Below are 19,148 nucleotides of genomic sequence, written 5' to 3' on the forward strand. Positions count from 1 at the left end.
GTGTTGAAAATTCTTATATACAAAATAGACACCCCTCAAAAATCTTCAGCAGATTTTCGAGGGGTGTCTATTTTTCAGTCATTTACATCGTGATCCTTTTTGTAGATAGGGGCTTTCGAGGTAAAAGGATTTTTTTTCAGCCAGTCAGCTAGCTGCTGACTCAATTGAGCAGCCATATCAAAGGAAGCGGCAATTTGTTCCTGCGTAATTCCGTTAACATGGACTCCTGAAATAATCACACAGTTTCCCGGAATAAAGGGCGCCAGGATTTCCAACAGCTTCTCAGCTAAAACATCATCTTTATGGAACCGTCCGCTGTGGCTCTCGAAACGAAGGGTCTCTCTCTTTTGATTACGGGAGAAAGTCGTCACCGTACCAATATGCGGTGTGTCTCCACCAGTTAAAGTGATCAGCAGATCTCCACCGATTTGTTTGGCCTCAGCAGACATTGTAAAACCTGCGGCTTGCGTTTTTACGACTGTTTGATTCATCTTAAGCATCCTTCCAACGACCAGATAACTCGTTATCAATCTGCAGGGCATCCAACAACTTCATGGTTTGATGATGCACCAAGTCCTGAATGGTTTGGGGCTGGTTGTAAAAAGCTGGAATAGGTGGAATGATTTGTACCCCCATTTTGGCTAACTTAGTCAGATTTTCTAAATGAATGGCATGCAAGGGTGTTTCTCTAGGAACTAAAATCAGCTTCCGCTGTTCCTTTAGAGTCACATCAGCAGCCCGTGTAATCAAGTTATCTGCTAGGCCCATTGCAATTGCCCCAACCGTTCGCATGCTGGTAGGCACTATCACCATTGCATCCACTAGAAAAGAACCACTGGCAATAGAAGCACCTAAATCCTTAACTGAGTAGTGATAATCCAGTAAATCATAAACCTCAGTCAAGGTCATATCGGTTTCGATTTTCAAATTTTCTTTGGCCCAGTCACTAATGACTCCGTGGGTTTCAATTTCCGGATAGTTTTTCAAGGCCTTCAACAGATCCAATGCATAAATGGTGCCTGAAGCGCCGGTGATGCCGATGACGATCCGTCTTTTTTTCATCTAATTCACTACTTTCTTATCTCAAGTATTTTTCCCAGTCAGATACATCCTTAAATTGTGCTCGAATAAATTTATCCTTCAAATCAAAAGGTACTGTGCCATCTAAAATAGTCTTGGCACTCATTCCACGAAAGCGAATGACACCCGGATTGTATTCAGGGATTTCTGACGGGTCTAATGGGTGATTCCGCATGCCGGGCAGAACGATAATATCCTTGTCCCCTTGGAAACGTGTATTCAAGGTCCACATCACATCATTCATATCAAAAATATCCACATCATCATCTACTAAAATGACTGTCTTCAATTCTTTGAAGGCCGACAGTGCCAAAATCGCTGCCTGACGCTGGATGCCTTCATCGGCTTCCCGTTCCTTGTGAATCTGCAAAATACTCATTAATTTGCCGCCGCCAGCTGGAGGATTGTAAACATTCACTACTTTACCGGGAATGGCCTTTTCTACTAAATCTAGAATGCTGGCTTCGGTTGGAATTCCTGCCATGGAAACATGCTCTTCACTTGGTCCAATGGTGGTTTGCATGATCGGATTGTCTTTACGATGAGTAATCGCTTTAACCTTTACGATATTTACCGCCGGATTTGCATCGCCATTATAGCCAGGAAACTCAGGCATAGCATGACCCGTATTCGTGTGAAGATCTTCCTGCATACGTTCGTTGGGCAAAATTTCAGCTTCAATGATAAATTCTGATCGGGCAATCCCCACTTCATCCACAGTAAGGCTGTCGACTAATTGAACTGGCTGATTACGTAGCGCTCCAGCAATCCAAAGTTCGTTGTAGCCAAGAGGGGTGGTTGGCGGTTCAAAGGTCGTTCCGATAGAAATTGCTGGATCAAGTCCGATATTGATGGTAATCGGCATAGGTTTATTCAATTTTTCATATTGTTCTTGGAAATGACCAATGTGACGTCCACCAGGCATGACATACATTCCAATCGTATCTTCGTCTTCTAATACCATTCGGTGAATAGTAACATCACTCATCGTTTTGTCAGGATCAGAACCTAGTACTACGCCCATCGTAATATAAGGACCAGCATCCTGAGGCGTGTTAGTCGGCGCCGGTAAGATCTTGCGAATATCAAAACCATCATCCGTGGCTAAATGTACCACTTCTTGTGCAGGGGCTTCTTCTTTAGAAACCTTCACTGGCTTAATAGGATTTGCTACTGATTCCTTCAACAATCGACCAAGGTACCGATAATCATAGTTCAAAATTTTTCCAACCCGTTTACGACTGGCCATAATCCCAATAGTCACTCGCGTACCGGGGAAGCCTTTGATGTTGTTGAACATCATGGTTGGACCTTCCTGAGTAGGACGCATCACGGTGCCGCCGGAACCAATGTAGCGGTAGGCGCCAGCCAGCTCGGAATCAGGGTCCACTTCGACATCGGTTTCATGGTAAGCACCAGGCTCTTGCTTTAATTCTTCTAAGACCTTGCGTAAATCGTATAGTTCTTCTTGGCTCATTTGTTTTCCTCCTAATAAAAATTCTTCTTCTTTATTGTATTCGCCTTATTAGGAAGAAAACAAATCGCATTTTAAAAAGAAGTATTCCGTTTTGGAATACTTCTTTTTATGGAGCTATTCAATGGATTGCCAAAAGAGATTGTTGGCGGTACTATGCGGCCCATTCTTGCGAACGAAGCATAGATGGCTGAGCTTGTTAGGTACAATCGGAATGTAAACGATCTGTTCCGGCAATTTTCCTAGAATCGTTTTTTCCATTAATAGAGAAATACCCAGACCACTGGCAATCATGTTCAAAATTAGATCAATGCGGGAGCCGCCGTAATTGTTTTCAGGTGTAAACCCAGACTGCTGGCACAGTTGAAGAATCGGTTTCAAAAGACCGGTTTCTTTTCCCAGCAGCAGGAAGGCTTCTCTTTCCAAACGCTCCAAGGACAATTCTTTTTCTTCAGCCAAAGGATGGTCAGCTGGCAGCACCGCCACGAAACAATCCTGATCAACAATTTTGTAGTCAAAGGAATGCTCTGGCAGCTGGAATAATCGGGTGAAGAACAGGGTATTCTCATCAAAAAAGCGAATGGCTGACAAGGGCTCATTCTCAGTCTCTTTCAGCAACAAATTGACCTCTGGATGCTGATTGCGAAATGTCGCAATTTTTTCCAAGGCAGGATAGTTAATTAAGGTCGGAATGGTATAGATAGTTAGTGAGTGCTGCTGCCTTTGTTTCACTTGGGCAGCTTTTTCCTGCATCAAGTGAGTCTGATGGACAATTTCCTGAGCATAAGGCAGCAGTTCGTGCCCAGCCGCAGATAAAGTTACTTGACGCTTGGAGCGATTAAACAGATTGACAGTCAATTCCTTTTCCAATGCCAAAATATGCTTGGAAACATTACCTTGTGTAGTGTAGGTTTCTTCAGCGGCCTTAGAGTAATTTAAATGCTCAGCCAACTGAATAAAGGTTTCTAGTTTTTGAATATCCATAAGCAGATCCTTTTTTGTTAGTTAGTCTTATTATAAGGGAATGAGAAAGGTTTAGCAGAAAAAATCAGAAAACTAAAAATAAATTACGTTGATTGATAAATTATGAAAAGAATAGGCGTTTTTTTATAAGTTTGGACAAACAGTTTATTCGTTTTATTAAATTGTATTTATTCTAATTTTGATATGACTGAAATAAATTTTCCGGCTTTACATATTAGTGATTTTTTGTTATTATTTAAATGTTTTTATTGTTATGTTTTGGATGGTTAAGTTTAGAACCATAAAAAGTGTTGGTGGAGAGATGATAAAAATATCCTGCGATTATTACTAGTAAAGAAAAGGTGGAAAAATGAGTTCTGTATTGATTTTGACGAAAAACATTTTAGTGGAGCAAAAGCTCCAGACGCGACTGCAACGATTGAATTGTGAAGTATTTTCTTCTCCAAAAACGTTGAGCCTACTGATTGAACGCCCTAATGAAATTATGTTGGCCAGCTATTTCGATTGTATCATCGTTAGTGAGACAGTCACCAATGAGGAACTCCAGTGGATTATGCCAAGTTTACGAAAGTCTCCTAAGATCATTCTGCGTAAGGTGGATCAATATTTCGATAGCGAAGCAGAGGGATCCATAGAAGGGATTAACGGAGTAATTACTGATGCCATGAACCTTGAAGAGCTTCGTGAAAGTTTGTACAAATGGGAAGAGTCAGTTTCCAGTGAAGGGTCCGTTTATTCCTTTGACCCAAGAAATAAAATCGTTCAACGAGAAGTACGCTTGCTGAGCTCGCTGCAGTTAACCAAAATGGAAGCTCGTGTATTAAGCAAGCTGTATCAGACTCGCGGCGAAATTATTTCTCGTGAAGAGCTGTGCGAGTACATATGGGGAGACGGTGCCAGCAGTTCTCATTTATCGCAAATCTCCTGGCTTATGAAACGTATCCGAACTGCTTTTGAAAAGGATGGTGCCAAGGGGGCAACCATCGAAACTCATTGGGGCAAAGGCTATTCCTTATCCAATGAAGTTTACGAATGCTATGCTGAAAAAATGAAGATGCCAGTTACCTTCTAAGGGAACAGCCATAGCTAAAGACGGGCCTGTGACATAAAAAGTCACAGACCCTTTCTCGGAGTTTTGCGGAAATAAAAAGGGGAATCAAAAATATAAGAAGCTACTCGTAGATGATTCCTCTTATTTGCCGGAGCTGCCAGCTTCTGTCACAATCGCGTTCTTTCTTTCATCAGTTTCCCAGCAGCTTAGCATCCAAATCCAGCTTATATTTCTCATACAGGCCTTGAATCTGCGTTCGTTTCTTAATATCGAGCTTGATAAAGATATTATGGACGTGGGTTTTCACGGTTCCCACTGATAAAAACAGTTCATCAGCAATCTCTTGATTTTGCTTATGCTCCAAAAGCAAGCGGAAAATTTCCATTTCCCGTTGAGTAAATTGATAAGCCGTACAAAACTGTTCAAACAGACGCTCCTCCTGCACCTCTTCCTCAGCCTCGGCAACCTGCTGCGAATTTCCTCGCAAGAAATAGTTTAGTCCAAGTACACAAACCAAAATAGAGAAGATATCTTCACAAATATTCCGATTATAGATTTTAATTGTCAGTGATGTGTACTGATCAATATTGAAGATGACAAAGGTATCCTCTAATAAAATGGCTAGGCTGAAAACAATTGCTAAAATAGCGAATCGTTTCAAATAGGTTGCTTCCGTAGGGGATAAGCCCTCGGTCTTTTTATAGCGACCCCAGGCATAGGTCCCGACATAGAAAAGAAACAGCTGATTAGGCAGATAGTAGAGCCAAACCTTGAAGGCCGAATTAGCCAGCAATGGCGTCAGCAGCATCCAGACCGCTAGAACAATGAGTAAAGCATTTTGATAAGGTTTGATCTTAGATTTAGCTAATAAATTCACAATCCATAAGGAACAAAAGGCATTTACTACGAAAATAATGGTCTTGGCAGCCGGTACGCTCATAAACGTTTGGTTGTACTGGTGTGCAAAGGTATTGAAGAATTCAGTCATGTAAATAATAACATTATCAAGAATAAAGAAGGATAGATAGACTGAGAACGCGAGAAAAATTTTGTGCTTTTCTCTAAGATAGAAAATGAGGGAGGTAGACATCGTAATTGTATATAAAACGATCAAAACAATATTGTATATGAAAATGGCGATCATATTTGTAACCCCTTTCGACGAACCATTTACTAAAATCATGCTACAATTTTTCCATGGAATAATTATAACATTTTTTTTCAGGAATTTTTGCGTCATTCGTCTAAACTAGTCCCTAAACTTATCTAAACCTTTTTGAGAAAGCGGTTTACAACTATAAATAAACCCTGGTTTTTCACCGTTCCTAAAGATGTTAGCGTTTACAACTAAAAGATTATCGTAAACCCTTTCATAAATTGATACATTGTGGATGCAAAGCAAACGAAAAACTATCTTATAGGAGGAATCATCATGGCAAAACGCGATTTCATTACAACGGAGAATTATACGAAGGAGGAAATTTTATACATCGTTGACTTATCATTAAAAATTAAAAAGGCGATCAAAAATGGTTTCTATCCACCTCTATTAAAAAACAAAACATTGGGAATGATCTTCCAACAATCTTCTACTAGAACCCGAGTATCCTTTGAAACAGCGATGACTCAACTAGGTGGACATGCGCAATATTTAGCACCAGGCCAAATCCAATTAGGCGGACACGAAACAATTGAAGATACTAGCCGCGTATTATCTCGTTTAGTAGATATCTTAATGGCACGGGTAGAACGTCACCACAGTGTAAACGACTTAGCAACACACGCAACTATTCCAGTAATCAACGGAATGTCTGATTATAATCATCCAACACAAGAGGTTGGCGACTTAACTACAATGGTAGAACATTTACCAGCAGGCAAAAAATTAGAAGACTGTAAAGTAGCCTTTATCGGTGATGCAACACAAGTATGCTTCTCATTAGGTTTAGTTACTACTAAGATGGGAATGGATTTTGTACAATTCGGACCAAAAGGCTTCCAATTAAACGACGATCACAAAGCAAAATTAGAAGCAAACTGCAAAGTATCTGGCGGAACTTACACTGTAACGGATGATGTTGAAGCAATTGTAGGTGCTGACTTCGTTTACACCGATGTATGGTACGGCTTATACGAAGCAGAATTGTCTGAAGAAGAACGGATGAGTACTTTCTATCCTAAATACCAAGTCAATGATGAATTAATGAATAAAGCCGGCAAAGATGCGAAATTCATGCATTGCTTACCAGCTTCTCGCGGTGAAGAAGTAACAGATGAAGTAATGGACGGACCAAACTCTATCTGTTTCGATGAAGCGGAAAACCGTTTGACTTCGATTCGTGGATTGTTAGTTTATTTGATGGATGATTATGCAGAAAAGAATCCAATTGACGAAGCAGCAACAGCTGAAGCAAAAGCAGAACTAGAAATGTTCATCAAGAAACCACTGTAAAACAGCGTAGGAATGGAAATAACTCTGCTTTTCGCTAAGGACTTATTTTCATTAGATGGTTGAGGCGCCTGCCTCAACCATTCCTTCCATTATAGAGAGGAAGAGAAAAATGGAACAAAAGAAAAAATTTAGCTTGATGAGTGCCATTCTTTCCGTAATCTGTGTGGTATTCGTAGCAGAAGCTGCAGCACCGGTTGCCGCAATCGGAAACTCCCAGTTCTTCTGGTGGATTTTCCTGCTGATTGCCTTTTTATTACCCTATGGTCTCATTTCTTCAGAATTAGGAACCACTTATATCGGCGACGGCGGTATTTACGACTGGGTAACCAAAGCCTTCGGTCACCGCTGGGGATCACGGGTTTCTTGGTATTATTGGATTAACTTCCCATTATGGTTGGCTTCACTGGCGGTAATGTGTCCAGAATTGCTGACTACCATGACCGGAATTGAATTTCCAGTCATTCCTTCGATCATCATTCAACTCGTATTTATTTGGTTAGTTGTCTGGATTAGCTTTTATCCAGTCAGTGACAGTGTTTGGATTTTGAATGGTGCGGCGGTAATCAAAATGATTTTGGCCGTATTAATTGGTGGTTTAGGTCTATACGTAGCCTTTACTAAAGGTATGGCGAACGAATTTACCGTGCAATCGATGTTGCCATCTTTTGATTTAAATAGTCTTTCCTTTATTTCAGTTATCATCTTCAATTTGTTAGGATTTGAAGTTATCTGTACCTTTGCGGACGATATGGAAAATCCTAAAAAACAAATTCCGCAAGCAATTGTAGCAGCTGGAATTGTCATTGCAGCGATTTACATTTTCTCTGCCTTTGGTATTGGGGTAGCTATCCCAACGGATCAAATCAGTACCGGCAGCGGAATGATGGACAGCTTCAAGCTGTTAACTGGATCAACTGGAGGTTGGTTCATTATCTTGATGGCCTTCTTCTTCCTGTTAACCCTATTTGGCAATATGATTTCTTGGTCATTAGGTGTAAACAACACCGCTTGTTATGCAGCTGAAAATGGCGACATGCCAAAATTCTTTGCAAAACGTAGTTCAAAAAATGAAATGCCGATTGGAACAGCTTTAATGAACGGAATCGTAGCCACAGTCGTAGTTGTGATTGCGCCAATCTTGCCAAACCAAGATCTATTCTGGGCTTTCTTCTCATTGAACCTAGTAATGTTCCTGTTGTCTTATGTACCAGTATTCCCAGCCTTTTACAAATTACGTAAAATCGATCCAGATACCCCTCGGCCATTTAAAGTCGGCGGTGGAGATGGCGTATTGAAGCTATTAGTAATTGCACCGATGCTGATGATCATTGTTTCTTTGATCTTTACTGCAATTCCGTTGCAGTTTGATGCGGCATCACTAACTGAACAGCTGCCGATTACTATCGGGGCAGTAGTCTTTATCCTATTTGGCGAAGCGATTATTGTTTTCAAAAAAATAACAAAAGAAGGAGCCGATAACAATGGCAAAGAGAATCGAAGCGACAACACCGAAACAAGACGGGTTTAGAATGCCCGCAGAGTTTGCACCACAGGAAAAAGTATGGATGATTTGGCCAGAACGTCCAGATAACTGGCGCGACGGTGGTAAACCCGTACAAGAAGCTTTTGCTGATGTAGCAAAAGCAATCAGCAAATTTACTCCAATGAACGTGGTGGTATCTCAGCAGCAATTCCAAAACTGTCGTCGTCAATTACCACCTGAAGTTACGGTTTATGAAATGTCTAATAACGATGCATGGATCCGTGACTGCGGACCAACTTTCTTAATCAATGATAAAGGCGAATTACGTGCAGCAGACTGGGAATTCAATGCTTGGGGCGGACTAGTTGATGGCTTGTACTTCCCATGGGATCAAGATGACCTAATTGCACAAAAGGTTTGTGAAATTGAACATGTGGATTCTTACCGGACCAGCGGATTCGTATTAGAAGGCGGATCATTCCACGTGGATGGCGAAGGAACTGTTTTGACAACTGAAATGTGTCTGTTAAGTGAAGGACGTAATCCACATATGTCAAAAGAAGAAATTGAAAAAATGTTAGGTGACTACCTAAACGTTGAAAAAGTTCTATGGTTAGGCGACGGGATTGATCCTGAAGAAACCAATGGACACGTAGATGATGTTGCCTGCTTCGTAGCACCAGGTGAAGTAGCTTGTATCTACACAGAAGATGAAAAGAGCCCATTCTATGAAGCAGCTCAAGATGCGTACAAACGTTTGTCAGAAATGACTGATGCTAAAGGCCGCAAGCTAAAAGTCCACAAATTATGCTGCCCAGTTGAAACAGTAACGATTGATGGCAACTTTAAGATTGACTATGTAGAAGGCACAATGCCTCGTGAAGATGGCGACATTTGTATCGCTTCTTACATGAACTTCTTGATTACTAACGATGGTGTCATCGTACCGCAATACGGCGATGAAAATGATGCGCTAGCTTTGGAACAAGTAAAAGAAATGTTCCCAGGCAAAGAAATCGTGGGTGTCAACACAGTCGAAGTTGTATACGGCGGCGGAAACGTTCACTGTATCACGCAACAACAACCAAGACGCTAAACAGTCACTCCGGCTATCTTTCCAAGAAGGGTAGCCGGAAAATTATCCACTAAAGATTTTTAACGAAATCAGAAATGAGGGTTTCACATGTCGAAAATTGTTATTGCTTTAGGCGGAAACGCTTTAGGCAACTCAGCCAACGAACAACTAACGAAAGCCGAATTAGCTGCCAAATCAATTGCGGATTTGATTCTAGCTGGACACCATGTAGTGATTGCTCACGGAAATGGTCCACAAGTTGGTCAAATCCGTTTAGCCTTTGAAAATATGGGAAATGACGATCCGGAAAAGCTAATGCCTTTCCCAGAATGTACAGCCATGAGCCAAGGCTATATTGGTTATCACTTACAGCAAGCCATCGATGAAGAATTAGTTGCTCGTGGAGTAAATGATGTACCAGTTGTTTCAATGCTTACTCAGGTAGTCGTTGATCCAGAAGATCCGGCCTTCAAGAATCCAACCAAGCCAATTGGTGGTTACTATGATGAAGCCGCTGCAAAGAAAATTATGGATGAAACCGGCGATATCTATAAAGAAGATTCTGGGCGTGGGTGGCGCCGAGTAGTTCCTTCACCAAAACCGATGGATATTTATGAAAAAATCAGCCTGCAAACCTTAGTCGATGCAGGTCAGGTAGTTATTGCCTGCGGAGGAGGCGGTATTCCGGTCGTTTATCACGGCAAACGCTATGAAGGCGTGGACGCAGTGATTGACAAAGATTTCGCTGCTTCTAAAATGGCAGCCTTAATCGATGCGGACGTCTTTATTATCTTAACAGCAGTTGACCATGTATTCGTCAACTTCGGTAAAGATAATCAAGAAGCACTAGTTGATACCAGAGTGGAGAAAATGAAAGAGTATATTAAAGAAGACCAGTTTGCTCCCGGCAGTATGCTGCCAAAAGTTGAAGCAGCGATTGACTTTGCTGAATCAAAAGCCGGCCGCAAAGCCATTATTGCTTCTCTAGAGCAAGCCTCTGAAGCCATCACTGGCAAAAGCGGCACAACTGTTCAACAATAAACAATACCTATTGACCGAAGTCCGTTCAACAATTCTGTTGAGCGGCTTTTCCTGTGTATTGGTTTCCTAATAAAGAAGGACGGATATAAAAAGAGCATTCATCTGTAAAGGCTCTAGATGAACGCTCTAATAAGGCTGGTCTTTTCAAGTTAACGACGTTGAACCACTTTTCTTACTGTTCTGATTGTTCTCGACGAGTTAACAATTCTGCTCGGATAACACCTTCTTGTTTTTCGTATCTGTAGTAACGCAGCATTGGAACGGCTGCTAGAGCAAATAGAATGGCTGGCAACCATAGAAAAACAAATTGAATCCCTGCTAAGGCCTGACTAGTTTGCACTTGATTGGCAACGTAGTCAGTTTTTGCCATAATGACAGATAAAAAGTAGCTGCCTAGACCAGCCCCAACCTTAATACAGAAAGAGCTGCCCATTGCTGACAGAAATCCACTGGAACGAATGCCGCTTTTCCATTCCCCAAAATCTACCGCATCTGAAAGCATTGCAAAGGGCATTGAACAAGCGATTCCTGAACCAATGCAAGCAATCGCCCAAGAAATCACCAAGAAAGTCATCGAGGTTCCTGATAGAAACAGCAAAAATTGTCCAACCACTGCCAACCCCAAGCCAATAATCATCGTTCCCGTCTTTTTAAGTTTTTTAGAAATAAATGGAATGGCCATCATTCCTCCAACTTGAATTAAGGAGACCCCATTAATCAAAGGCACTAAATTTTTACTACCTAGATTGTATTCAAAATAATAAAGTAAAGCAGAAGTCCGCACCGTTAAAGCCATCCAAAAAGCTAAATTAGCCAAAACCAGCAATACCCAAGGCCAATTCCCCTTAACCGCTTTCAAACTATCCTTGAAAGGAACACTGACCGCTTTTTTTGTATTGATTTCTTCCAAGTTGAAAAAGGCAAAGAAGAGCAACCCAACGGCAATAACTCCGAAGAAAGCCACCATTAGACTAAAGCCTTTTCGATCATCGCCTCCACCAAAGAGTGCAACCAACGGCAATGCAAAGGTAACTGCTGCAAAGTTTCCGACATTGCCTCCCACCATTCTAAAAGAATTTAGATGAATCCGCTCATCTGGATCGTTGGATAAGTTCGGCAAAATAGAAGTAATTGGCGTAGCAATCCCACTGTAAATCGTACCAGCAACGACATAAGTTATTCCTGCATAAACTACCTTTGCGGTTCCCGATAAGTTAGGCGTGGAGAAGGCCAACACAGTAGCTATTGCAAAGGGAATCGCCAACCACAGAAACCAAGGCCGGCTTTGCCCATATTTACTCTTAGTGTGGTCAATGACAGATCCCCAAAATGGGGCATCGAAGGAATCAACAATTCGCGCAATCAGCAGTAAAATACCTGCTGCCCCCACGGTTAAACCATAAACATCTGTATAAAAATAGAGAATATAACTGCTGATGATGCAAAACAATAAATTTCCAGCACCATCTGTACTAGCATAAGCCAGCTTCTTAACTAGAGGGTGTGCTTTTTTCTTTGCCGCAACAATGTCTTTCATTTTTTTGCTCCTTCTTTTCAATTTCATAGATATCTATGTGGATAATTGTAAGAGGTTACAAAAGAGAATAAAACGGATTTAAACGTAGTAAAAGTATACATTTCCGTTTTTTGATAAAAAAGACCACTCAAATTTTGAGTGGCTGGCGGTTTGCTATTGTCCCAGTAATTTTTCAACCGCCTGAGGAATCGGCAGCTTTGGATCAATATAGGGATTGTTTTGATGGTTGCCAGAATAGGCTTTTCGGTACTTGTTAGGGGTTAAGCCTGTGCGCTTTTTGAACATGCGAATAAAATATTTTTCATCGGCATAATAAGACAATTCCGCAATCGCTTTGATTGGTAAAGTGGTTTGCACCAGCAATACTTTTGCTACGGAGATTTTTAAGTTGATCAAATAATCTCGTAGATTCTTGCCAAACGCCTTTTTGAATTGGCGAGACAAATAATCTTGAGAAACTTCAAAATGATCAGCAATGTCTTGGATAGATAACTCCTCACTCATGTTTGCGCGAATCCACTCGGCTACTTGATGAATTTTGGCATCGTACTCTTCTCCCATGGTGGAGGAAACAGCCAAGTATTGATTGCACAATTCAAGCAATATCGTTTGAGTCAAGGTATCTGCCATTTTGGAACTATAGTAATAAGTATTGGACACATTTAATAACTGATTCATCAAGATAATTAAGAAATTGGGCTCCTTGATTGTAAACAAGCCAGGCAGCACACATTGATTGCTGTAAGCTGTCACTGTTTTGTGCTGATTAAATGCCTTTTGCAGCTGACTAACTGTCTGATCGTCAGCAGGCAACAGCTGCCATTGTGCGTAAAAATGCAACCAATAAAAACTAACCGGTTGGGCTGAAAGCTGGGCACCTTCAATGGTTGTTTCGGGTGGTAAAACTAAGCAGTCGTTTTTTTTCAAATGAATTGGCTGGCCGTCAATCATTAAAGACAAGTGATTTTCCAAGCAAAAAATAATTTCAAAATCTTTGTCATGGAACATCTTCTTGTGCTGCCAGCCAGTACCAGCAGAAAATTCACCGGCTTTATAGTAAAACACTGGTTGCTGCAAATCAATCGCCAACATCGCAGTTCCTCCTTGACTAGTTTGACTTGATTATAACGAAAAAATTCGTAAATGGATTTAATTTCCGGGTTTATCTACTTTTTCTACGGAAAAAAAAGATTGAAAACGAATGGTTTCGCAAAAGTCCACCTTTTATACAGAAGTATACGCTTACAAGTGAGCTTTGAAAGCTTATATTTTTAGGTACAAGCAAACGATGCTGGAAAGGAAGAAAAAAATGATCACTAAAAAGAAAAATCAGTTAAAAGACATCCAAATTACTTCTGAATTCTGGAATCAATACCGGGAATTAATTGTGAAGGAGGTATTGCCCTATCAGTGGGAAGTGATGAATGATTCGGCCGATATTTCCATTACCCATGAACCTGGCGGGAATGAAGAGCATCAGGAGCATAGCCATGCGATCCAAAATTTAGAAATTGCAGCTGGACTAAAAGAAGGTACCCATAATGGCTATACCTTTCAAGACACCGATGTTTATAAATGGCTTGAAGCTGCGGCGTATTCGTTGACCTATCATCCAGATAAGGAGTTAAGAAAGATTACCGACCGTTTGATTGATCTAATTGCTCAGGCTCAGGAGGATGACGGATATTTAGTTAGTTTTTTCCAAATTGAGGCACCAGACCGTAAGTTTGCTCGATTGAAGCAGTCCCATGAGTTATATACAATGGGGCATTATATTGAAGCTGCAGTCGCTTATTTTGAAGTTACGGGAAATCAAAAAGCTTTGTCGATTGCCGTTAAAATGGCTGACTGCATGCTGAAGCATTTTGGTCCGGGGGCAGATCAAATTCCTGGATACGATGGACATCCTGAAATCGAGCTGGCACTGGCAAGACTTTATGAGCTAACCGAAGAATCAAACTATTTAGACTTGGCTCATTTCTTTATTGATCAACGTGGACAAGACGATTTCTTTGATCGGCAAATTGCTGCAGACGGACTAGATCGAGATGTCATTGATGGGATGAGAAATTTTCCTTTGTCCTATTATCAAGCGGCTGAACCGGTACGCCAACAAGAAACAGCAGAAGGACATGCGGTAAGAGTCGTTTATCTTTGCGCTGGGATGGCTCAGGTTGCGCGACTAACTGGTGACAAAAGCCTACTGGAAACCTGTCAGCGATTCTGGAACAATATCGTACATCAAAAAATGTACATTACAGGTGGTATAGGCTCCACGAATATTGGAGAATCCTTTACTGGCAACTATGATTTGCCTAACGACACCATGTATGGCGAAACCTGTGCTTCTGTAGGCATGGTCTTTTTTGCCAGAGAAATGCTTAAGTTGGAAACCAAAGGCGAATATGCCGATGTGTTAGAAAAGCAATTATTCAATGGGATTATTAGCGGCATTTCCTTGGATGGCACGCATTTCTTCTATGTGAACCCGCTGCTGGCAGATCCAGACATTTCAGCGCACAATCCTAGCCGCAACCATGTGTTGACCCATCGGGCTGAGTGGTTTGGCTGTGCCTGCTGTCCTAGCAATGTTGCACGGCTTATAGCCTCAGTGGATCAATACATTTATGCAGTAAAAGAAGACGTGATTCTTTCTCATCAGTTTATTTCTAACCAAGCTACCTTTGAGAATGGGGTGACGATTCAGCAAGAGAGCAATTTTCCATGGGAGGGTACGATCAACTATAAAGTAGAAAATACTTCTGATGAACCCTGTATTTTGGGTATTCGAATCCCTCAATGGTCACAGAAAAATGCCCGATTATCAATCAATGGGGAAACGCAAGACTACCAATTAAACGATGGCTTTATTTATTTAGAAGCAGTACCTGGGACAACAAGCATTGAATTGCTTCTAGACATGTCAATCAAGAAATATCAATCCAATACCAATGTGGTTTACAATTTTGGCAAGGTCGCGATTCAAAGAGGGCCATTGGTTTATTGTCTTGAGGAGACGGATCAAGAAAAGTCCGTTTGGAAATATAGTCTGGCACCTAATGGACAGCTTGATTATCGTTTTGAATCAGAATTGTTAGGGGGCTTAGGGGTAATTTATGCGGCAGCAAAAACACCAGAAGAAGAAAAGGAGCCTTCTCTTTATCATGAATACATTCCGACAAAATGGAAAGACGCGAAAATAAAATTGATTCCTTACTATGCTTGGGCCAACCGGGAGGAAGGGAATATGGCGGTTTGGTTGGATCAGGAGAAGAACTAGAAGGTTAACGCAGGAGTACGGCGAAAGCTGTACTCTCTTTTTTTGTAAGCATTCCCTTCCAGCGATGAAGTATGCTACAATGAAAAAAATGTTCGGACAAATTGATAGGAAGGACTAACCTCATGAGCAAAACGAAGTATCAAATTATTGCAGATGAACTAAAAGAAAAGATCTTTTCTGGCGATTATCCAGTAGGCACAACGATTCCTCCTGAACTGCAGCTGCAAAAAGATTACGAGGTGAGTCGTCATACCGTTCGGCAATCCATTGCCCAGCTTGTCAATGAAGGCTACTTGAGAAAAGAAAAAGGTTCAGGTACATATGTCGATGATGCCTATAAAAGAAGTAAAGGTCCAACGCCAAAAACAATCGGAGTCATTACAACTTACCTGTCGGATTATATCTTTCCTTCGATTATTCGCGGGATTGAGAAAACCTTAAGTGAGCATGGGTATTCTTTATTACTGGCCAGTACCAACAACGATTATCAGCAGGAAAAGGCTTGTCTGGAAAAGATGATTCGCTACGGAGTGGATGGTCTAATTGTCGAGCCCACCAAAAGCAACCAGTACAACCCCAACTTAGCTTTGTATGTACGATTGAGAGAACAAGGAATTCCGATGGTAATGATTAATGCGGTTTATGAAGAGCTGGAATCGGCATCAATCTGTGTGGATGATGTGAAGGCAGGCTTTTTAGCCGCAGAGTATTTGATCCATCAACAGCAGGATAAGCTGCTTTTTGTAACAAAAATTGACGATCTGCAGGGGAAATATCGAATGAAAGGCTTTATTCAGGCCTGTGAGCAATACGAAATTCAATTTGCACCTGAGGATATTGTGACGTATACAACGGAAACCAGAAAACAAGTACCTGATTTAGTAAAAACTCGTTTAAAAGAAGCACCTGAAATTACCGGGGTAGTTTGCTACAATGATCAGATTGCAAGCTTGCTGCTGGATCGTCTAGTAGAAGGGGGTTATCAAGTCCCCGAGCAGATTTCTATTATTGGAAATGACGATTCCTCGTTAAGCAAAGTTGGGGCAGTAAAGTTGTCTACTTTGACGCACCCTAAAGAAAAAATGGGGAGTGATGCTGCAAAGTGGATTGTTCAAGCCGTTGAGACAGGGAAAAACGGGGAGAGCCTTCTTTATGAACCTGAATTGGTGAAAAGAGATTCTGTATTGGAAAAGTAAAAACTCATTAGAACAGCCTATTGCAGGCTGTTTATTTTTTTGGGTTGTGTACGTACAGATTTCATTAATTACATTGACATGTACGTACACAAACTATATACTGGGCTTATCAAATAGTGGAAATAAGGAGGCGATTCCTATTAAAAGCGAAGAAAAGATGGTTCAGACCAAGCTGGATATTATGGACGGACGAACAGCCTTGGGCATTGAATTTGGTTCGACACGAATTAAGGCTGTATTAATTGGATCAGATTTAACACCGGTTGCAGCTGGAAGCTACGAGTGGGAAAACAAGCTGGAAGAGGGCATTTGGACGTATTCATTAGAGGATATTTGGAAGGGCTTACGTGTCAGCTATCGAAAAATGGCCGCAGAAGTGTTTGAAAAGTACGGTGAAACCTTAACTAAGATTGGCTCAATCGGCTTTAGCGCAATGATGCATGGCTATATGGTCTTCGATCAACAGGATGAGCTGCTGGTTCCTTTTAGAACTTGGCGCAACGCTATTACCGGTGAAGCAGAAGAACAGCTGACTACGGCTTTTCACTACAATATCCCTCAACGATGGAGCATCGCTCATTTGTATCAGGCGATTTTAAATGGATAAGAGCATATAGCGAACATCACTTTTTTAACTACCTTGGCAGGCTATATTCATTGGCAGTTGACCGGACGAAAAGTATTAGGGGTTGGCGATGCGTCTGGCATGTTTCCCATCAATAGCTCTACGAAAAATTACGATCAGACTATGTTGAATATTTTTAAGGATTTAGCTGAAAAGGAAGGCTTTACTAAAGAGCTGCAGGAGCTTTTGCCAAAGGTTCTGCTGGCTGGAGAAAGTGCGGGTATTCTGACTCAGGAAGGTGCCTATTTGCTTGATCCGACTGGAACACTCCAGCCAGGAATTCCTCTTTGTCCACCAGAGGGGGATGCGGGAACTGGTATGGTTGCCACCAATAGTGTTGGTCAACGGACTGGAAATGTTTCGGCGGGTACCTCTGCATTTGCCATGATTGTCTTGGAAGAGGAATTAAAGGAGGTTCATCCTGAAATTGATTTAGTGACCACCCCCGCTGGCGATTTAGTAGCGATGGTTCACACTAACAATTGTTCCTCTGAAATTAATGCCTGGGTAAAGCTGTTCAAAGAATTTGCTGAAAGCTTAGGATTGGAGATTAGCGGAGAAAAGCTATATGACACGCTATTCACTAAAGCCTTGGAGGGTGCCCCTGACTGTGGCGGCTTGTTGTCGTACGGCTATTATTCTGGTGAAAATATTACCGGACTCAATGAAGGCAGACCATTATTTGTTCGGACACCTGAAAGTGATTTTAGCTTAGCCAATTTCATGCGCCTGCATTTGTCTAGTGCGTTTGGTGCCATGCGAATCGGTATGGAAATTCTAAAAAAAGAGCAGATTCAGATCGACAAATTAGTTGGTCATGGCGGAATATTCAAAACCCCTGAAGTTGGTCAGCGGATCTTAGCAGCAGCAATGGAAGCGCCGGTGACGGTGCTGGAAACAGCTGGCGAAGGCGGTGCTTGGGGGATTGCTTTACTGGCTGCTTATCGGATATCTGAAGAACAACTATCGTTAGCAGAATTTCTAGAACAAAAGGTTTTTGCCGAAAGTGAAGGAATCACGGTTATTCCAACCGAAGAAGACCTGCAAGGCTATGGGGAATTTACTGATCGCTATTTAAAAGGCTTGCCAATCGAAAAAGCCGCAATCGATGGTTTGAAATAAGGAGAGGTTTAGATGCTGGAACAATTAAAAGAAGAAGTTTTTCAAGCCAATTTAGAATTACCTAAGCAAGGCTTGATTAAGTACACTTGGGGAAATGTGAGTGCCTTTGATGCCGAAACAGGCTATTTTGTTATCAAACCAAGCGGAGTCAGCTATGAAGAGATGAAGGCTTCCGATATGGTGGTGGTAGATTTAGAGAACCAAGTAATTGAAGGGGAAATGAATCCTTCTTCAGATACACCGACACATGCCGTTTTGTATAAGGCTTTTCCAGAAATTGGTGGGATTTGCCATACGCATTCTACTTGGGCAACGATCTGGGCTCAAGCTGGTATAGACTTGCCAGCAATGGGAACCACGCATGCTGACACTTTTTACGGCAGTGTTCCCTGTGCCCGATTTTTAACCCAACAAGAAATTGATGCGGGGTATGAACATGAGACGGGCAATGTCATTATAGAAACTTTTAAAGAAAGAGCAATCGATGTTATGGAGATTCCTGGTGTTCTACTGCATGGACATGGTCCCTTTACTTGGGGCAAAGATGCTAAAAGTGCAGTAATGAATGCGGTAGTGCTGGATGAGGTAGCAAAAACGAATTTGTTCACTCGTCAATTAAATACCTACGCAGAAGAATTACCGCAGCGAGTATTGGATAAACATTATTTACGAAAACATGGAAAAAACGCCTATTACGGGCAAGCAAATTAGTCAATCAAAAAAATTATTAACTAAGAGGAGCGAATAC

At 41.5% G+C, this 19,148-nt stretch carries 15 protein-coding genes and 1 pseudogene; 9 read left to right on the plus strand and 7 right to left on the minus strand.

Annotation, left to right across the window (positions count from 1 at the left end; genetic code table 11):
• Positions 1-74: 74 nt before the first annotated feature.
• From IGI49_RS17775 to IGI49_RS17790, 4 genes are all read right to left on the minus strand, one after another.
• A complete protein-coding gene (locus IGI49_RS17775) occupies positions 75-491 on the minus strand; it encodes an amino acid decarboxylase (protein ID WP_429962773.1) in 417 nt (138 codons plus the stop codon).
• 1 nt (position 492) lies between these two features.
• Complete coding sequence (locus IGI49_RS17780; protein WP_207702026.1) at positions 493-1,062, minus strand: UbiX family flavin prenyltransferase; 570 nt, start codon at positions 1,060-1,062, stop codon at positions 493-495.
• 16 nt (positions 1,063-1,078) lie between these two features.
• Complete coding sequence (locus tag IGI49_RS17785; protein ID WP_429962774.1) at positions 1,079-2,557, minus strand: UbiD family decarboxylase; 1,479 nt, start codon at positions 2,555-2,557, stop codon at positions 1,079-1,081.
• A 114-nt stretch (positions 2,558-2,671) separates the two neighbouring features.
• Positions 2,672-3,538: a LysR family transcriptional regulator gene (locus IGI49_RS17790; RefSeq protein ID WP_429962775.1), complete on the minus strand. Its 867-nt coding sequence runs from the start codon at positions 3,536-3,538 to the stop codon at positions 2,672-2,674.
• Positions 3,539-3,887: 349 nt separating this feature from the next.
• Between IGI49_RS17790 and IGI49_RS17795 the strand changes: the two genes are divergently transcribed.
• Complete coding sequence (locus tag IGI49_RS17795; RefSeq protein ID WP_429962776.1) at positions 3,888-4,610, plus strand: winged helix-turn-helix domain-containing protein; 723 nt, start codon at positions 3,888-3,890, stop codon at positions 4,608-4,610.
• 169 nt (positions 4,611-4,779) lie between these two features.
• On the opposite strand, the gene IGI49_RS17800 is transcribed toward IGI49_RS17795, so the two are convergent.
• Positions 4,780-5,733 (minus strand): response regulator transcription factor, encoded by a 954-nt coding sequence (locus IGI49_RS17800; protein WP_429962777.1) that lies wholly within the window; start codon positions 5,731-5,733, stop codon positions 4,780-4,782.
• Positions 5,734-6,021: 288 nt separating this feature from the next.
• Between IGI49_RS17800 and ptcA the strand changes: the two genes are divergently transcribed.
• The 4 genes from ptcA to arcC all read left to right on the plus strand — a co-directional run bounded on the left by ptcA (position 6,022) and on the right by arcC (position 10,640).
• Entirely contained in the window at positions 6,022-7,041 is a 1,020-nt protein-coding gene (gene ptcA, locus IGI49_RS17805; RefSeq protein ID WP_429962778.1) for a putrescine carbamoyltransferase, read from the plus strand.
• A gap of 109 nt (positions 7,042-7,150) precedes the next feature.
• Positions 7,151-8,569, plus strand: coding sequence for an APC family permease (locus IGI49_RS17810; RefSeq protein ID WP_429962779.1), 1,419 nt, complete (start codon positions 7,151-7,153; stop codon positions 8,567-8,569).
• A complete protein-coding gene (gene aguA / locus IGI49_RS17815) occupies positions 8,523-9,620 on the plus strand; it encodes an agmatine deiminase (RefSeq protein ID WP_429962780.1) in 1,098 nt (365 codons plus the stop codon). The genes IGI49_RS17810 and aguA overlap by 47 nt, the downstream gene beginning before the upstream one ends.
• 87 nt (positions 9,621-9,707) lie before the next feature.
• Positions 9,708-10,640 carry a carbamate kinase gene (arcC, locus tag IGI49_RS17820; protein ID WP_429962781.1) on the plus strand — a complete coding sequence of 311 codons (933 nt, stop codon included), beginning with the start codon at positions 9,708-9,710 and terminating at the stop codon, positions 10,638-10,640.
• 172 nt (positions 10,641-10,812) lie between these two features.
• Here the strand turns inward: arcC and IGI49_RS17825 are convergent, their stop codons facing one another.
• Together IGI49_RS17825 and IGI49_RS17830 are read right to left on the minus strand one after the other, a co-directional pair.
• A complete protein-coding gene (locus tag IGI49_RS17825; protein WP_429962782.1) occupies positions 10,813-12,177 on the minus strand; it encodes a glycoside-pentoside-hexuronide (GPH):cation symporter in 1,365 nt (454 codons plus the stop codon).
• 153 nt (positions 12,178-12,330) lie between these two features.
• On the minus strand, positions 12,331-13,269 hold the full coding sequence (locus IGI49_RS17830) for a helix-turn-helix domain-containing protein (RefSeq protein ID WP_429962783.1): 939 nt from the start codon (positions 13,267-13,269) through the stop codon (positions 12,331-12,333).
• Positions 13,270-13,486: 217 nt separating this feature from the next.
• On the opposite strand from IGI49_RS17830, the gene IGI49_RS17835 reads away from it, so the two are divergent.
• The 4 genes and pseudogenes from IGI49_RS17835 to IGI49_RS17850 all read left to right on the plus strand — a co-directional run bounded on the left by IGI49_RS17835 (position 13,487) and on the right by IGI49_RS17850 (position 19,111).
• Positions 13,487-15,457 carry a glycoside hydrolase family 127 protein gene (locus tag IGI49_RS17835; protein ID WP_429962784.1) on the plus strand — a complete coding sequence of 657 codons (1,971 nt, stop codon included), beginning with the start codon at positions 13,487-13,489 and terminating at the stop codon, positions 15,455-15,457.
• A 122-nt stretch (positions 15,458-15,579) separates the two neighbouring features.
• Positions 15,580-16,653: a GntR family transcriptional regulator gene (locus IGI49_RS17840; protein ID WP_429962785.1), complete on the plus strand. Its 1,074-nt coding sequence runs from the start codon at positions 15,580-15,582 to the stop codon at positions 16,651-16,653.
• Between the two features lie 157 nt (positions 16,654-16,810).
• Positions 16,811-18,465: pseudogene (locus IGI49_RS17845) on the plus strand (xylulokinase).
• Positions 18,413-19,111 carry an L-ribulose-5-phosphate 4-epimerase gene (locus IGI49_RS17850; protein ID WP_429962786.1) on the plus strand — a complete coding sequence of 233 codons (699 nt, stop codon included), beginning with the start codon at positions 18,413-18,415 and terminating at the stop codon, positions 19,109-19,111. Before IGI49_RS17845 ends, IGI49_RS17850 begins: the two are co-directional and overlap by 53 nt.
• The last annotated feature ends 37 nt before the right edge of the window (positions 19,112-19,148 follow it).

Origin of the sequence: Enterococcus sp. AZ071, from assembly GCF_050499065.1 — a bacterium.
Classification (GTDB): Bacteria; Bacillota; Bacilli; order Lactobacillales; family Enterococcaceae; genus Enterococcus_A; species Enterococcus_A ferrettii.

What these genes read in the sequence shown, in the direction of transcription:
- IGI49_RS17775 (WP_429962773.1), bottom strand. Translation starts at nt 491, where the DNA reads ATGAATCAAACAGTCGTAAAAACGCAAGCCGCAGGTTTTACAATGTCT.
- IGI49_RS17780 (WP_207702026.1), bottom strand. Translation starts at nt 1,062, where the DNA reads ATGAAAAAAAGACGGATCGTCATCGGCATCACCGGCGCTTCAGGCACC.
- IGI49_RS17785 (WP_429962774.1), bottom strand. Translation starts at nt 2,557, where the DNA reads ATGAGCCAAGAAGAACTATACGATTTACGCAAGGTCTTAGAAGAATTA.
- IGI49_RS17790 (WP_429962775.1), bottom strand. Translation starts at nt 3,538, where the DNA reads ATGGATATTCAAAAACTAGAAACCTTTATTCAGTTGGCTGAGCATTTA.
- IGI49_RS17795 (WP_429962776.1), top strand. Translation starts at nt 3,888, where the DNA reads ATGAGTTCTGTATTGATTTTGACGAAAAACATTTTAGTGGAGCAAAAG.
- IGI49_RS17800 (WP_429962777.1), bottom strand. Translation starts at nt 5,733, where the DNA reads ATGATCGCCATTTTCATATACAATATTGTTTTGATCGTTTTATATACA.
- ptcA (WP_429962778.1), top strand. Translation starts at nt 6,022, where the DNA reads ATGGCAAAACGCGATTTCATTACAACGGAGAATTATACGAAGGAGGAA.
- IGI49_RS17810 (WP_429962779.1), top strand. Translation starts at nt 7,151, where the DNA reads ATGGAACAAAAGAAAAAATTTAGCTTGATGAGTGCCATTCTTTCCGTA.
- aguA (WP_429962780.1), top strand. Translation starts at nt 8,523, where the DNA reads ATGGCAAAGAGAATCGAAGCGACAACACCGAAACAAGACGGGTTTAGA.
- arcC (WP_429962781.1), top strand. Translation starts at nt 9,708, where the DNA reads ATGTCGAAAATTGTTATTGCTTTAGGCGGAAACGCTTTAGGCAACTCA.
- IGI49_RS17825 (WP_429962782.1), bottom strand. Translation starts at nt 12,177, where the DNA reads ATGAAAGACATTGTTGCGGCAAAGAAAAAAGCACACCCTCTAGTTAAG.
- IGI49_RS17830 (WP_429962783.1), bottom strand. Translation starts at nt 13,269, where the DNA reads ATGTTGGCGATTGATTTGCAGCAACCAGTGTTTTACTATAAAGCCGGT.
- IGI49_RS17835 (WP_429962784.1), top strand. Translation starts at nt 13,487, where the DNA reads ATGATCACTAAAAAGAAAAATCAGTTAAAAGACATCCAAATTACTTCT.
- IGI49_RS17840 (WP_429962785.1), top strand. Translation starts at nt 15,580, where the DNA reads ATGAGCAAAACGAAGTATCAAATTATTGCAGATGAACTAAAAGAAAAG.
- IGI49_RS17850 (WP_429962786.1), top strand. Translation starts at nt 18,413, where the DNA reads ATGCTGGAACAATTAAAAGAAGAAGTTTTTCAAGCCAATTTAGAATTA.